A 13,020-nucleotide genomic window follows, 5' to 3' on the forward strand; every position below is an offset into this window, starting at 1 on the left:
TTATTCGCCTTCCTTCAACGCGTCCAAGATCTGTTCCTTCGTGGGGTTCACAATCTCGCCAGAGATCTGGCCATCGGCAAGAAAAATCACGCGATCAGCGATCGCCGCGGATTCAGGTTCGTGGGTGACCATGATGACCGTCTGCCCGTCTTCATCAACCGAGCGGCGCAAGAACTCGAGCACCTGCTGGGTAGCCGTCGAGTCGAGGTTTCCGGTGGGTTCGTCGGCGAGCACGACGGCAGGCTTGCCTACCATCGCCCTCGCGCAGGCTACGCGCTGCTGCTGACCACCCGACAGCTCGGAGGGCCGGTGGGTGAGCCGATCTTCAATTCCTAGAGAGCGCACGACGTGGTCGAAAGCTGCTTGGTCTACTTTGCGCCCGGCGATCGTTGCCGGCAGTTCGATGTTTTCCCGCGCGTTAAGAGTGGGAACCAAGTTGAACGACTGGAAGATGAATCCCACTTCGTCGCGCCGAAGTGCGGTGAGCCCCTTTTCGTTCAGATCCGTGACCCGCTTGCCTGCAAGATCAACGGTTCCCGAGGTGGCCTCTTCGAGGCCGACCACACAGTGCATGAGCGTCGATTTTCCAGAGCCAGATGGTCCCATAACAGCGGTGAGCTGGCCTTGAGCAAAATCGACGTCGACCCCGCGTAGCGCACGGACCTGCGCCTGCCCGGTGCCGAATGTTTTCGTCAAGCCGCGAACGCTAATAATTGGGTTGGTGATGGGGGAGACCTCAGTTATCGCCGCAGTTGAAAGCATGAATAGCTTCAATGATGTAGCCAATGTGTGTTTTTAAGGTTACAGTTGGTTGGTTCAGGCGGTCAATACGTCATTTATTTATTCTGCTAGTTTCTCAGGTGGTGTCATGCCGTTGAGGATGGCACGGGGTCGGTTGTTGATTTCGTCTTGTGCTTGTTGGACTTCTTCGTCGGGAAGCCGGTAGATCAAACCGATGTTGCATTCACCCCGCGAACCTACTGCAGCAAACCCTAAATCCTTAATTATTAGCTCCGCGCTTGGTGCCGGGCCCAGTCAAACCCGCCCATCCGGCAAACTGTTCACCTGCCGTTTACCGAAATATTGCCGACTCTCCTCCTTGCGTTGCTAAATTAAAAGAAAAGGTTCGGCAACGGTAACGATGAGCTAAGGGAGACTGTGGCCTCTACTCCGCGATATATTGACTCGTTCTCGGGCCGCGATCACGGACTGAACAAGTGCCCGCGATGTGGTTCGGCTGAGGTCAAGGTCGACGCCGGCACGTTCACCTGCGCATACTGCAAGAACGCGTGGACCACCCGAACGGTCGCCGAACACTCATCCACCGACGTGCGGGAACTTACCGGCATGCACATCGGGCTGGGCGCCTCCGATATTGACAAGCACGCTTCCGACCTCGTTACGGTTAAATGCCAAGGCTGCGGCGGCGAGATCGTGCTCCACACCGACAATACTCTGCAAGCCCAATGTCACTGGTGCCGCCAAACCCTGTCGATTAACCGGCAGATCCCCAACGGCATCGTGCCCGACCTCATCCTGCCCTTCCAAGTCAGCCGCAAAGATGCAATCAAGTCGATGAAACGCCACCTGCGCAGCGGTGGCATCTGGGTCGATGGGCGTTTTCGCCGCCAATTCAACAAGGACGCCGTGCGGGCAGTGTACTTGCCGTATGTCGTGGTTGATGCGAATGCAACGATCACGCTCGAAGGACGCGGGGAACGTCAGCAAGGACGCGGGATGGAAGGGTCGCGGAGGTCATACGACGTCGATAGCTATCAGGTTGGGAGAAAGTTCAACATCGCAGTCGACGATCTGGCTGTCGAATCGTCTGCCGACTACAGCGTGTACTCAGAGGGCTACCACGAAAAGCGCCCGAGCCGGTTCAACATCCTGGCCACGTCTTTTAAGACGCTCGCCGCAGCCGTAGGCGTGGGAGCCAAGGGCGCCGTCAATATTCTCAACACGCTCCAACCGTTCGATACCGAGAACGCCGTCGCTTTCGACGCGAACCTCATGCGCGGCTACACGTCCGAACGGCGCACGCGCGACGTCGACGACCTCACCGACGTCGTCCTCTGGCAAGTCAGCACCATCGGCCGCCAGCGCATCCGCCCAACCCTCGCAAACTACGACCGGGGTGTAAGTTGGGACAAGCAGCACATCGACCTCGTGGGCTCGCGCTGGTTCGCCATCTACCTGCCCGTATGGCTCTATAGCGCGCGGTTCGCCAGCTCGAAGAAAGAGCCGGAGTTGGACTACCACGTGGCCGTCAACGGACGGACCGGCAAGGTCAACGGCTCGCTGCCGGTGTCCTATCGGACCCTCATGGCGTTCAGCGGCGGCCTCACGCTGCTCGCTTTCCTGCTCGGCCTGTTCCTCACCTACCTCGGATTCTTCCGCATGCCAGGCGAAACAAAGATCCTCGGCCTGGCCGCACTGTTGTTCACGCTAGCCGCACCGCTGCTCACCATGCTGACCTCGATCACGTGGGTGTATCGGCGGACCGTGAAACTCGAAGACACACACCCATTCGAAGACGAGGCCAACGCCCAGCTGTGGGACGTCACGCACCTCGACGAATTCGACTACAACGATCCGGACGTGTGGGAAAGCAAGATCAAAGATCGCAACGACCACCAACCCCGCATGCGTATCGAAGGCACAACAATCACCAGGCACACTCCCACATGACCCATCGCGTGTGAGCCCACGAAGGCGCTAGGCGCGAACCGACAACAGAACCTCAACCAGAATTTCAACCACTACCGACACCACGAAGAGGAAAGCACATGGGATTCATCAAAGCATTCGCCGGCGCGATTGGCGGCGCGTTCGCCGACCAGTGGCTCGACTTCCTCACCCTTCCCGCCGATCTTCTGCCGACGGCGGCGCTCGCCCCGGCCGTCATGCAGGAGCAGAACGCGGGGCGTGGCTCGAACACGCGGCACTCACGCGCGATCGTGAGTAACGGCTCGCGCGTAGTGGTCCCACAGGGCTACGGCCTGGTCACGCTTATCGACGGGCGGATCACCAGCTTCATCGCCGAGCCCGGCGGATACGTGTGGAATCCCGGCGACCAAAACGCGAAGACGCTATTCGTTGACGGCCTGATCTCACCCACGCTGACGACGTCGTGGCAGCGCTTCAAGTTCGGCGGCCAGCCCGGCGCACAGCACGTGGCAATCTTCGTGAACCTCAAGGAAATCACCGGGAATCGGTTTGGTACCCAGTCGCAGATCCATTGGGACGACGCCTTCCTAGGCACGCAAGTAGGCGCGGTGGCACGCGGCACGTATACGCTGCGCATCTCCGACCCATTCCTGTTCATCACAAACCTTGTGCCGGCCACCTACCTGCAGCCCGACGCGCCGGTTTTCGATTTCACCGATTCCGACAACCCGGTGGGCGAGCAGCTCTTCACCGAGCTGGTCGGTTCCTTGGCCGCTGCTTTCTCGCGCTACTCCAACGATTCAGAACGTGCCGGGCGGATCGCGAACCTGCAGGCTGACTCTGTTGGATTTGCCCGTTCGTTGTCTGCCGCGGTTGAGGAGAACTACCACTGGACGAGCCGGTTTGGCCTTATCATCCCGTCGGTCGCGATCGCTGCTATTGAGTACGACGCCGACACGACCAAGCTACTGTCCGACGTGCGCAAGGCCGACGCTCTAGCCGGTCAACGTGGCAATGCATTCTTGCAACAGTCTGCGGCTCGGGGCGTGCAGGCCGCCGGCGAGGCCGGCGGCGGCGGGTTGGCCATGTTTGGCATGGGCGCCGGAATGGCAGGCGGGCTCGCGGCGTTGCAACAGCCCGTTGGCGGCGCTGGTGCAGCTGGTACGGCTGCTGCTGCGGCCGGTCACTCTGGTGCCGGCGCTGGTGCAGGTGGCACTGCAGGCGGCGGTGCGGGCGGCACTGCTGGTGGTACTGCGGACGGCGAAGCAACCGATCCTGTGGCCGCTTTGACCCAGGCTAAGAAGATGCTCGAGATGGAGCTCATCACCGAAGCCGACTACGAGGCCCTCAAGAAGAGGATGCTCGGGCTCTAACGCGCTGGCGCGGCGCGGGCCGCCCGGAAAGCGTGGAGGTAAGAGCACCCATGCACAAAGCGGCACCAACACAAGCAAGGTGGAGGGTAGGTTCAGGCGGTCAATGCGCTATTCATTTATTTGGGCTTTGACCTGCGTAAACGCCGCTGTGCGAGCGCTCATAAGCGAGCACCCGCACAGCGATTCTGCTGGCGCATTATCGGATGCCGCCGCCTGAGCCGCCGCCGGACGAGCCGCTTCCGCCGCCAACCGACGACGATCCGCCGCGGCCCGACGAGGAACTACTACTCGAGCTGGAGCTGCTGGTGGTGGCGTCGGTGTAGACGCTGTCCATCCTGTTGGAGAAGTAGGTTCCTGTGGCGACGGCAGTGGGCGAGATGCTGGTTTGTTGCGCGTATGCGGGGTCCGTGATGTTGAACTGTTTGGCGACTTCTTCGGCGATGCCGAGGTAGCCTGCCCAGATCATGTATGCGTCCCATAGGAGCACGTTTGAGGCTGTACGCTCGTTGAGGAGCGAGAAGTCGCGCAAATAGTTTTTGAAGCCGTCGATTTTGTTGCGCATGTCTTTTCCAGCTTGTGTGAGCGGGAATTCCTTTTTGTGTAATTGATGAAGAATACTCGTTCTTTTTTCTCGACGACCGTGCGCAGTCCGAGTTCGATCTGGCGTTGGCGGGAATAATTGAATGCCGCGGTTTGCCATTTGGAGACTTCGGAGGTGTTCTTACGAGTGAATTTTTCGATTTCTTTGCGTTGTAAGATGCCGTCGTCGCGCGCGGCTCGGACGATGAAGTCCCAGTATGTGGCTTCGACGTCGGAATGCAGTTGGGGCATGTGCACGATGGCGAAGGCTGCTTCTTCGCGTTTGAACACCCATCCTGCTTCGTGTTGCACTTCGCGAAGTGCGCCTTCGTGAATCCACTTGAGTAATAGTGCGGTGGCGAGGTCTGGTAGCGCATAGCCGCGCAGGGTATAGATGTCTGTGATCGGGCCGTTGTAAGGGACTTCTCGCCAATACTCGCTTTCGGCTCTGGGGGTTCTTGGCCCACTGTGAACATACTCTGCCGACTTTGAGCGTTTCGGCCGAATCGCGCGCAAAAACGCCACCAAGAAGGCCCTGCCCACATAGCCGAGGATCCCGAAGATTGCAACCGCTCCAATCACTGTGATGGCCTTGGAAAAGAGGTCGTTGGTATCCCCATTAAGAGGGTTTGAGTCTTCCCAATCGGAGCCCTCTTTCGCGCGCTTTATTAATGACTCGGTGTCTTCGGGCCGATTGACGTTGGATGTGAAGAGAGGTTCGGGGAAGATGGCGAGCATCGTCATGTGGTTGTTGGATGTGATCGGCTTGGATGTGGCTAACCGTAGCGAGTTGGTAGTGATTACCGATTCGCCTTCGTATCCGAATCCCCATATTCGCGTGTTTTCGTGCGTATGCGTGACTCCCACGGTGTTGCGCAGCGAGATACTGACGAATTTTGTATCGGTCATGTTTCGCGGCAGGAACTGCCAGAAGACTGTTTGGGCGCCGTCGGAGAGCGTGTAGACGAAGTTGGTGACGGTGTACGTCATAACAGCTGTGTGGCGGCCGTATTCTCCGAAGCCGAAGCTTAGTTCGTAACCGTCACCCGTGTCGACGACGCCGGACTTGCCTGCCTTTTCTCGACGGCTTGCGTTCACGTCCCAGTCACCGATGTCGGTGAGTGGCTGGCCGTCGAGCACGACGGAGAAGCTGTGGACGTCAGAGTCACGCAGGTTGCCGAACGATATGTAGTGCTCGGTACCTTCCGTGGCTTCGAACGTGCGCGTGTCGGTAATGATGGCTGAGCCGTCTGCTTGGATTTCGGCGTCGATGTCGATCGTGTAGATCTCGGACGCTCCTGCTACGGGAGCGGTTGTGATGATGAGGAACGCGGCTACGAGGGCCGCCCACAGTGCTCTCATAACCAGGACACTGCTCTCAAGACCAGGTGGGCATTTCGGCTTTGCCGGGCTGGTTTGCGAAGTATTCTTCGCGGCGGAAGCCGAACAGTGCTCCGACGATCATGGATGGGAACTGTGACCGTTAGCGGTTAAGCTTGGTGACCGTGTCGTTGTACATCATGCGCGAGTAGCGGACGTTGTCTTCATACTTTTGCACCGCGCTCATAGCCGAGGAGTAGGTTTCTGACGCGCGTAGCTCCGGGTAGTTTTCGGCGAGCGCGTTTTCTTCATCGAGAGCTGTATCGAGCATCTCTTGAAGCGTTTCACGATATCGGTCGACACCCCCGAAACTTTCAATTTTCAACTCATCACGTGTCAATGCCCGGTACGAGCATAGGGAGATTAGTAACAGAAGTGGGAGAGCGTTGGGTCTCCGTGGCCTGGGCTGGATTAAATAGACCATGTGATTTGAGCGTGTCTTCCGTGACAGCCCCTGTTGGGCAGGAAGACTGGTAATCATGAAGAAATTCTCGAAGCACACCCCTGAGCAGATTGTGGCCAAGCTCGAGAAAGCCCGGGCCTTGAAGGCCTCGGGTAGTACTGTGGCCGAAGTCTGCCGTGACCTCGGCGTCAGCGAGGCAACCTACCATCGCTGGGTCAGGCAGTACGGCAACATGTCCCGCAGCGAAGCCCGCCGCTTTAAAGAGCTGCAGGAAGAAAACACCAAGCTCAAGCGCTTACTCGGGGAAGCCGAGTTGGAAAAGGCGCTGCTGAAGGAGCTTGCGGAGGGAAAATTCTGACCCCGGCACGCAGGTATGAAGCCATCGATTACGCTCTATCAGTGGGCTATTCGGTGCGCTTTGCCTGCCGGGTCGTCGGGGTATCCAGAGCGGCGTACTACAACGCCCGCAAACGCCACCAGAAGCCTAGCGCGGATAAGTACGCCGCTGTGCGTGGTGGTAGACCTCGGGTGTTGCGTATGGATGGTGTTGCGTATGGATAACGGCCCGGAGTTCATCAGCCAAGAGCTGACTCAATGGGCAGCCAAGCAAGACACTATCGAAGCGTTCATCCCACCGGGAATGCCCTGGCATAACGGGTTTGTGGAGTCCTTCCACAACCGGCTACGTGACGAGCTGCTAGAAGACGAGATGTTCGACGACCCTGCCCACGCGTCGCACTGCCTGCGACTGTGGTCTGGGCTTGCCCGCAAGTTGTTGACGTTTTTCTAAGCGGCTTCCACGAATGGTACCGCGGTTATTAATTCATATTCGACGGGTGTGTGACCGCCGATAGCCGTGTGGATCCGGGTCCGGTTATAAAACACTTCGATCCACTCTGATACTGACTCGTAAACTTCCTTGCGCGTGGCGAAGGCATACCGGTAGAAATGTTCTACTTTCAAGATCGCCCAAAAAGCTTCAGCCATCGCGTTATCCCAGCACACCCCGGTTCGTCCCATTGACATGTGCCCATCAATTCTCTCCATATACTCGCCCATTTCCTTAGACGTGAACTGAGCACCCCGATCCGCGTGCAACACCAATTTACGTGGCGCTTGCCCTCGTAGCCCAATCGCCATATCCAAGGCTTTTAGCACGGTTTGAGTGGTCTGCTTATCACTCATTGCATAACCGAGAACGCGCCGTGAATGGGCATCCCTAATGGCTACCAGATACACCCAACCTTCCCCGGAACGCAGGTACGTGAAATCGGTAATCCACACCCGGTCCAGGGCACCTTTATCCCACTTACGCTCACAGTGATCCGAATAGTCGCACTCTGTTTTTTCTCTGCGGCCCGGACGGCGAAAACTGCGGGCACTAATTGCTTGCAAACCCTGGCGTTTCATTGACCTGGCCACGGTCTTCTTATCCGCATGAATACCGCGCCGGCGCAGGGCTATTGCTAGACGCGGCGCCCCATAAGTTTGCCGGGAGTTTTCAAACTCTTTTGCTACCGCCTCATCAAAACGCCGCCGCTGCTGTGCCCTGGCCTGGCGTAGGGCGCTTCGGGAACGCCACGCATAATAACCCTGGCCAGTAAACCCCAAGAACTGCCGCCATGAATGTAACCGAGTATCCATAAGCCTTCTGCGCATCCATCAACTCGAACCGCTCCGTTGTTGTTGCTTGGCAGCGAAGAAGGCGGCCGCTTTTTCCAAGAAATCGCGTTCCATTCTCGCTTTGGCCAACTCCCGCTGAGTGCGAGCCAGCTCTTTTTGCAACTGCTCAATATCCGGCTTGCCACCCGATTCTACGAGCCGTCTCTTACGCTCTTGCCCAACCCATTTACCAAGAGTCTGCGCAGACAAGCCCAAAGCCTTAGCCACACACGCAATCGACTCGCCAGTATCAATCACCTGACTCGCAGCATCCTGCCGGTATTCAGGGGTAAACCGCCTTCCCTTACGATTCATAGCGAGCCAGAAGACACAACCTCCCAAGGAATCAACACCACAGGCAATCCCTCTAATCCAGTGTCAACAAAACAAGGGTAATCCCAACCGCAGATCTTCAGTGAAGCGTACTGAGTTTTGTTCCTACCTGTTTTTGAGAGGATTAGGAACATGGCGAAGAGGTATTCACCAGAGTTTAAAGATCGCGCGGTGCGGATGGTTGCGGATCGTCTAGGCGATGATCCGAGCGTGACGCAGTGGCAGGCGATTCAAAAGATCGCCCCGAAGCTTGGGGTATCGAATGAGTCATTGCGGCGCTGGTATGACCATGATTGATTCGGGTAAGAAAGGCGGAATAACACGTGAAGAACACGAAGAGAACAAAAGGTTAAAACGCGAGAACGCGGAATTACGGCGGGCGAACGAGATTTTGAAAACTGCCTCAGCTTTTTTCGCAGCGAAGCTCGACCGACCGGCCCGATAATGATTGCTTATATTGATGAGTATAGGGATCGTTTCGAGGTCGAGCCGATTTGCCGGGTATTGGGCGCGAGTCTGGAGGGAGGATTTATCACCTCCCGTGACTACCGGCTAGCTAAAAGCCGTCCTGCCAGCGCTAGGAGCATACGAGACCGGATGCTAACCGACGAGCTCAAGACGATCCATACTCGCAATTATGGCGTGTATGGGGTACGGAAAATGTGGCACGCAGCTCGCCGTGCCGGGTGGAATGTTGGCCGCGACCAGGTCGCCAGGCTCATGAAAATCGCCGGTATTAGCGGTGTTCGCCGCGGCCGGGTGCCGGTGACCACCCGGTCGGCACCAGCGCCAGATTCTCGCCCGGATCTAGTTGGCCGGCAGTTCAAAGCCGGCAGGCCCAACGAGTTATGGGTTGCTGATATCACCTACGTTCGCACCTTGTCAGGGTTCGTCTACACAGCCTTCGTCACCGACGTCTTTAGCCGCAAGATCGTGGGCTGGGCGACACGTTCATCCATGACCACCGGGGCTCTTCCACTGGAGGCACTTGAGCAGGCAATCATGGGCGCGAAAGAGGGTCTTGATGGTCTGGTTCATCACGCCGATCACGGCTCGCAATACACGTCAATTGCCTACAGCGATAAGCTCGCTGATTACGGGATTTAAGTCATCGACCGGTTCGGTCGGTGATTCCTACGATAACGCCCTAGCTGAAACAGTCAACGGTCTGTACAAAAGCGAGTTGATCTACTCCCAGTCCTGGAGTTCATGTACCGAGGTGGGAGTGTCAAGATTTTTGTGTATGGGGATGGTTATTGATATTTTTCAAAGCGCGCGGGATAGGCTACCATCATTTGGTTGATTGCCTGTCCCCAGCCACTAGCTCGTTCTCCTTCAATGTACCCGGTAGTGACCCGGGGTTTGCCCTTTCCCAGCTTCGCTGCTTGTTTCTCGCGTTTCCTGGCCCGCCGGTCCTCGATATGACCGATCATCAACCATAAGGCCTTGACCGCTGCTACATCGTTAGTGAACTGGATCCGATTCCGAGTAGCCTTACGTAACTCGCTGTTCATGGATTCAATAGAGTTTGTCGTGTATATAACCTTCCGCGCGGCGGGTGGGAATTGTAAGAACGGGATGAACCGATCCCACGCATCTAGCCATACCTGGGCTGATTGTGGATACTGCTTGCCTAGTTTGCTGCCCGCAAAGTCTTGCAAGGCCTGCCAGGCTTCTTCCTCACTGGCGGCGGTGTAAATACGCCGTAAGGCCCCGGCAACAGCCTTCCGGTCCTTGTATGAGACCCACCGGTTAGAAGCCCGGATCAAGTGCACCACACAGGTTTGGACGAGGGAATTCGGCCAGGTTGCCTCTATCGCATCCGGTAATCTGGGCCGGGCTAGTTGTTAGGACCGGTCGGTTTGAGTGCATTGCTGGGTTTGGTGCCATTGGTTGGCGTACTCAGTCGGTGGGATAAATCCTAGGCTCGAATGAGGATGATGCGTATTGTAACGCTCTGACCACAGTCGCAGGCAGTGCGACGCGTGGGCAGGGTCGTCGAACATCTCGTCTTCTAGCAGCTCGTCACGTAGCCGGTTGTGGAAGGACTCCACAAACCCGTTATGCCAGGGCATTCCCGGTGGGATGAACGCTTCGATAGTGTCTTGCTTGGCTGCCCATTGAGTCAGCTCATGGCTGATGAACTCCGGGCCGTTATCCATACGCAACACCCCAGGCCTGCTGGGCTGGGCTAGTTTTTAGGACCGGTTGGTTTGAGTGCCTTCCTGGGTTTGGTGCCATTGGTTGGCGTACTCAGTCGGTGGGATAAATCCTAGGCTCGAATGAGGATGATGCGTATTGTAACGCTCTGACCACAGTCGCAGGCAGTGCGACGCGTGGGCAGGGTCGTCGAACATCTCGTCTTCTAGCAGCTCGTCACGTAGCCGGTTGTGGAAGGACTCCACAAACCCGTTATGCCAGGGCATTCCCGGTGGGATGAACGCTTCGATAGTGTCTTGCTTGGCTGCCCATTGAGTCAGCTCATGGCTGATGAACTCCGGGCCGTTATCCATACGCAACACCCGAGGCCTACCACCACGCACAGCGGCTAAATTCTCCAGCAGGTCAATCACCGCAGTAGCGGTAATTGACCGAGCGACCTCGAAACCAACATGCTCACGGGTGAACTCGTCGATCACGTTGCAGATCTTGAAGGTTTTGCCCTGGTAGTCACTATCAAACTGGAAGTCCAGCGCCCACACTTGCCCCGGACACGCCGCTGGCTGCGTGCGGGGTGTTGGCACGGGCAAGCAGCGTCGCTTAGCAGCTTTGCGAGGAAAGACCCGCAGACCCTCCTGGCGCCACAGGCGGCGCACCACATCACGGCCACAGGTAAAGCCGGCCTGTCGGGCTTTCACCCAAGCGCGGCGATAGCCCCAGCGTCGGTACTCACCAGCGAAGGTGACCAGCCAACTGCGCAGAGCGGCGTACTTATCCGCGCTAGGCTTCTGGTGGCGTTTGCGGGCGTTGTAGTACGCCGCTCTGGATACCCCGACGACCCGGCAGGCAAAGCGCACCGAATAACCCACAGATAGAGCGTAATCGATGGCTTCATACCTGCGTGCCGGGGTCAGAATTTTCCCTCCGCAAGCTCCTTCAGCAGCGCCTTTTCCAACTCAGCTTCCCCGAGTAAGCGCTTGAGCTTGGTGTTTTCTTCCTGCAGCTCTTTAAAGCGGCGGGCTTCGCTGCGGGACATGTTGCCGTACTGCCTGACCCAGCGATGGTAGGTTGCCTCGCTGACGCCGAGGTCACGGCAGACTTCGGCCACAGTACTACCCGAGGCCTTCAAGGCCCGGGCTTTCTCGAGCTTGGCCACAATCTGCTCAGGGGTGTGCTTCGAGAATTTCTTCATGATTACCAGTCTTCCTGCCCAACAGGGGCTGTCACGGAAGACACGCTCAAATCGCATGGTCTATTTAATCCAGCCCAGGCCAAAAATACGAACTTGCCGTTGTCTCAAATTGCGCACTATGGGCTTAGGTACTGATCGGGCTGGGGTAATTTTGCGGATGAAAAGCTTACTCACTCCCAGGCGGGAATCACGTTCGGTTTAGAGTTGGAAACCGCAGACATGGGAGTGGACGAAGGTACCCCTGATTTCTTGGAGTAGCTACCTCTAAAAATGCTCCTCTGTCCTGATTATGCACCCGTTGCAGCGGGGATATGCCGGCCATCAAACCGCTAATTTGTGCATACCTAAATAATCCCTGATTGCGAACCAGGGCTAACGAATAAGCGGGTTTCTTAAGACGCCGGTTCGTAATGCGCAAAACATCGGACCTAGTTGCAGTAACTTGGCGGTGTTGGCTTTCGAAAAGCGGAGACGAATTATCGAATGGTGATTCAAAAACAGCCCTGCTTTTGAGTTTTTGGGAGCCTGCTCGTTGTGAAGCTCCCCTTGAATCTGTCGCCAACTAATCCGTACGTCACTCGGCAATGGTGGCGTCAAGTGATAGGTTTTCCCTTTCTACTATTGCTTGCAGGACGGACGCACTGTTTTCGAATGCTTGAATCTGATCAATGCCAATAATTGACATGTCGTAATCAACGTCGTCCCCTTTGACGGTGAGTTGGCTTGAGCACTCGGTGGCGTCGTCCGTTCGCACCAAATCTCCTATAGCTATTGTTGCCGTGACTGGGAGGTTGTTCTTCGAGAAGTATGTACGAGTGAACATGGCTCGACCTACCTGCCTCCTCGAGCGATGCAGAGCCCTAGCTTTGCGCTAATAGATGCCCAGCAAATCGCCCTTCCGCGAGCGCCGCCGGGGGCTCTTCTGCATTTTTTTGCATCGTTCTCATATTGACGGTAGCAAGATTGCTTCGAACTCGTGGGGAGTAGTGCTTGTGACTGTAGGGAAGCGAACGTGGGGCCGGCGTTAGCCGTGTTGAGTGGTGTCACTGCCCCGACATTCGGTGCGACGCAAGGTGCCTCACTCGATGAAGGGCTTTGCGGGAGTGCTGTGTTGGTAATTTGCGACTGTGCCGCACCTTGCTCAGCCGCGTGAGCTGAAAGGGTGCCGGAAAAAACCAGGCCGACGCTACAACCTAGCGCAACAAATACTTGCGCAAACCGTGATTTCATATGTTTTCTTTCGTTATGCCGCCATGTTTGCTGGCGGG

The 13,020-nt window shown here is 56.9% G+C and carries 14 protein-coding genes and 2 pseudogenes; 6 read left to right on the plus strand and 10 right to left on the minus strand.

All coding sequences use genetic code 11. The annotated features are described in order from the left end of the window. The gene (locus H8274_RS01650; protein ID WP_244924491.1) at positions 1 to 696 is read right to left on the minus strand and encodes an ABC transporter ATP-binding protein; all 696 of its coding nucleotides are present in this window, start codon (positions 694 to 696) and stop codon (positions 1 to 3) included. Between the two features lie 462 nt (positions 697 to 1,158). On the opposite strand from H8274_RS01650, the gene H8274_RS01655 reads away from it, so the two are divergent. Together H8274_RS01655 and H8274_RS01660 are read left to right on the plus strand one after the other, a co-directional pair. After that, positions 1,159 to 2,691, plus strand: a complete 1,533-nt coding sequence (locus H8274_RS01655; protein ID WP_141670423.1) for a TFIIB-type zinc ribbon-containing protein — start codon at positions 1,159 to 1,161, stop codon at positions 2,689 to 2,691. A 98-nt stretch (positions 2,692 to 2,789) separates the two neighbouring features. Beyond that, the gene (locus H8274_RS01660) at positions 2,790 to 4,043 is read left to right on the plus strand and encodes an SPFH domain-containing protein (RefSeq protein ID WP_065419396.1); all 1,254 of its coding nucleotides are present in this window, start codon (positions 2,790 to 2,792) and stop codon (positions 4,041 to 4,043) included. 196 nt (positions 4,044 to 4,239) lie between these two features. Here H8274_RS01660 and H8274_RS01665 read toward each other — a convergent pair whose 3' ends face one another. From H8274_RS01665 to H8274_RS09845, 3 genes are all read right to left on the minus strand, one after another. Continuing rightward, a complete protein-coding gene (locus H8274_RS01665; protein WP_074662639.1) occupies positions 4,240 to 4,605 on the minus strand; it encodes a DUF2207 family protein in 366 nt (121 codons plus the stop codon). After that, on the minus strand, positions 4,506 to 5,984 hold the full coding sequence (locus H8274_RS01670; RefSeq protein WP_185933665.1) for a DUF2207 domain-containing protein: 1,479 nt from the start codon (positions 5,982 to 5,984) through the stop codon (positions 4,506 to 4,508). Before H8274_RS01670 ends, H8274_RS01665 begins: the two co-directional genes overlap by 100 nt. A 121-nt stretch (positions 5,985 to 6,105) precedes the next feature. After that, a complete protein-coding gene (locus H8274_RS09845; RefSeq protein WP_083078472.1) occupies positions 6,106 to 6,483 on the minus strand; it encodes a LemA family protein in 378 nt (125 codons plus the stop codon). On the opposite strand from H8274_RS09845, the gene H8274_RS01680 reads away from it, so the two are divergent. Further along, positions 6,482 to 6,763 (plus strand): transposase, encoded by a 282-nt coding sequence (locus tag H8274_RS01680; protein WP_049618923.1) that lies wholly within the window; start codon positions 6,482 to 6,484, stop codon positions 6,761 to 6,763. The two genes, H8274_RS09845 and H8274_RS01680, sit on opposite strands and share 2 nt — an antisense overlap. A 195-nt stretch (positions 6,764 to 6,958) precedes the next feature. Next, entirely contained in the window at positions 6,959 to 7,195 is a 237-nt protein-coding gene (locus H8274_RS09850; RefSeq protein WP_176700759.1) for an integrase core domain-containing protein, read from the plus strand. On the opposite strand, the gene H8274_RS01690 is transcribed toward H8274_RS09850, so the two are convergent. Both H8274_RS01690 and H8274_RS09855 read right to left on the minus strand, forming a co-directional pair. Next, positions 7,192 to 8,049 (minus strand): IS3 family transposase, encoded by an 858-nt coding sequence (locus H8274_RS01690; RefSeq protein ID WP_276330069.1) that lies wholly within the window; start codon positions 8,047 to 8,049, stop codon positions 7,192 to 7,194. The two genes, H8274_RS09850 and H8274_RS01690, sit on opposite strands and share 4 nt — an antisense overlap. Before the next feature lie 18 nt (positions 8,050 to 8,067). After that, positions 8,068 to 8,382 carry a transposase gene (locus H8274_RS09855; protein ID WP_276330070.1) on the minus strand — a complete coding sequence of 105 codons (315 nt, stop codon included), beginning with the start codon at positions 8,380 to 8,382 and terminating at the stop codon, positions 8,068 to 8,070. Positions 8,383 to 8,532: 150 nt separating this feature from the next. Here H8274_RS09855 and H8274_RS01695 point away from each other — a divergent pair, with 150 nt between their 5' ends. Further along, on the plus strand, positions 8,533 to 8,697 hold the full coding sequence (locus H8274_RS01695; RefSeq protein WP_185933666.1) for a transposase: 165 nt from the start codon (positions 8,533 to 8,535) through the stop codon (positions 8,695 to 8,697). Between the two features lie 147 nt (positions 8,698 to 8,844). Beyond that, positions 8,845 to 9,622: pseudogene (locus H8274_RS01700) on the plus strand (IS3 family transposase); the annotation flags it as partial. Between the two features lie 31 nt (positions 9,623 to 9,653). Here H8274_RS01700 and H8274_RS01705 read toward each other — a convergent pair. The 4 genes and pseudogenes from H8274_RS01705 to H8274_RS01725 form a co-directional block, all read right to left on the minus strand. Then, positions 9,654 to 10,226 (minus strand): annotated as a pseudogene (locus H8274_RS01705) (transposase); the annotation flags it as partial. Positions 10,227 to 10,247: 21 nt separating this feature from the next. Continuing rightward, positions 10,248 to 10,562, minus strand: a complete 315-nt coding sequence (locus tag H8274_RS01710; protein ID WP_176764513.1) for an integrase core domain-containing protein — start codon at positions 10,560 to 10,562, stop codon at positions 10,248 to 10,250. A 36-nt stretch (positions 10,563 to 10,598) separates the two neighbouring features. Beyond that, positions 10,599 to 11,755, minus strand: a protein-coding gene (locus H8274_RS01715) for an IS3 family transposase (RefSeq protein WP_420807975.1) whose coding sequence is annotated in 2 segments (ribosomal slippage) — positions 10,599 to 11,476 and positions 11,476 to 11,755 — 1,158 coding nt in all. Because the reading frame shifts where the segments join, the coding sequence is not laid out codon by codon here. A gap of 571 nt (positions 11,756 to 12,326) precedes the next feature. Beyond that, positions 12,327 to 12,575 (minus strand): hypothetical protein, encoded by a 249-nt coding sequence (locus H8274_RS01725; RefSeq protein WP_065415529.1) that lies wholly within the window; start codon positions 12,573 to 12,575, stop codon positions 12,327 to 12,329. Positions 12,576 to 13,020: the final 445 nt, after the last annotated feature.

Origin of the sequence: Actinobaculum suis, from assembly GCF_900618115.1 — a bacterium.
Lineage (GTDB): Bacteria > Actinomycetota > Actinomycetes > Actinomycetales > Actinomycetaceae > Actinobaculum > Actinobaculum suis.

Bases quoted from the DNA above. Each gene is read 5' to 3' on its own strand.
- H8274_RS01660 (WP_065419396.1), top strand. From the start codon at position 2,790: ATGGGATTCATCAAAGCATTCGCCGGCGCGATTGGCGGCGCGTTCGCC.
- H8274_RS01665 (WP_074662639.1), bottom strand. From the start codon at position 4,605: ATGCGCAACAAAATCGACGGCTTCAAAAACTATTTGCGCGACTTCTCG.
- H8274_RS01670 (WP_185933665.1), bottom strand. From the start codon at position 5,984: ATGAGAGCACTGTGGGCGGCCCTCGTAGCCGCGTTCCTCATCATCACA.
- H8274_RS01680 (WP_049618923.1), top strand. From the start codon at position 6,482: ATGAAGAAATTCTCGAAGCACACCCCTGAGCAGATTGTGGCCAAGCTC.
- H8274_RS09845 (WP_083078472.1), bottom strand. From the start codon at position 6,483: ATGATTACCAGTCTTCCTGCCCAACAGGGGCTGTCACGGAAGACACGC.
- H8274_RS09850 (WP_176700759.1), top strand. From the start codon at position 6,959: ATGGATAACGGCCCGGAGTTCATCAGCCAAGAGCTGACTCAATGGGCA.
- H8274_RS01690 (WP_276330069.1), bottom strand. From the start codon at position 8,049: ATGGATACTCGGTTACATTCATGGCGGCAGTTCTTGGGGTTTACTGGC.
- H8274_RS09855 (WP_276330070.1), bottom strand. From the start codon at position 8,382: ATGAATCGTAAGGGAAGGCGGTTTACCCCTGAATACCGGCAGGATGCT.
- H8274_RS01695 (WP_185933666.1), top strand. From the start codon at position 8,533: ATGGCGAAGAGGTATTCACCAGAGTTTAAAGATCGCGCGGTGCGGATG.
- H8274_RS01710 (WP_176764513.1), bottom strand. From the start codon at position 10,562: ATGGATAACGGCCCGGAGTTCATCAGCCATGAGCTGACTCAATGGGCA.
- H8274_RS01725 (WP_065415529.1), bottom strand. From the start codon at position 12,575: ATGTTCACTCGTACATACTTCTCGAAGAACAACCTCCCAGTCACGGCA.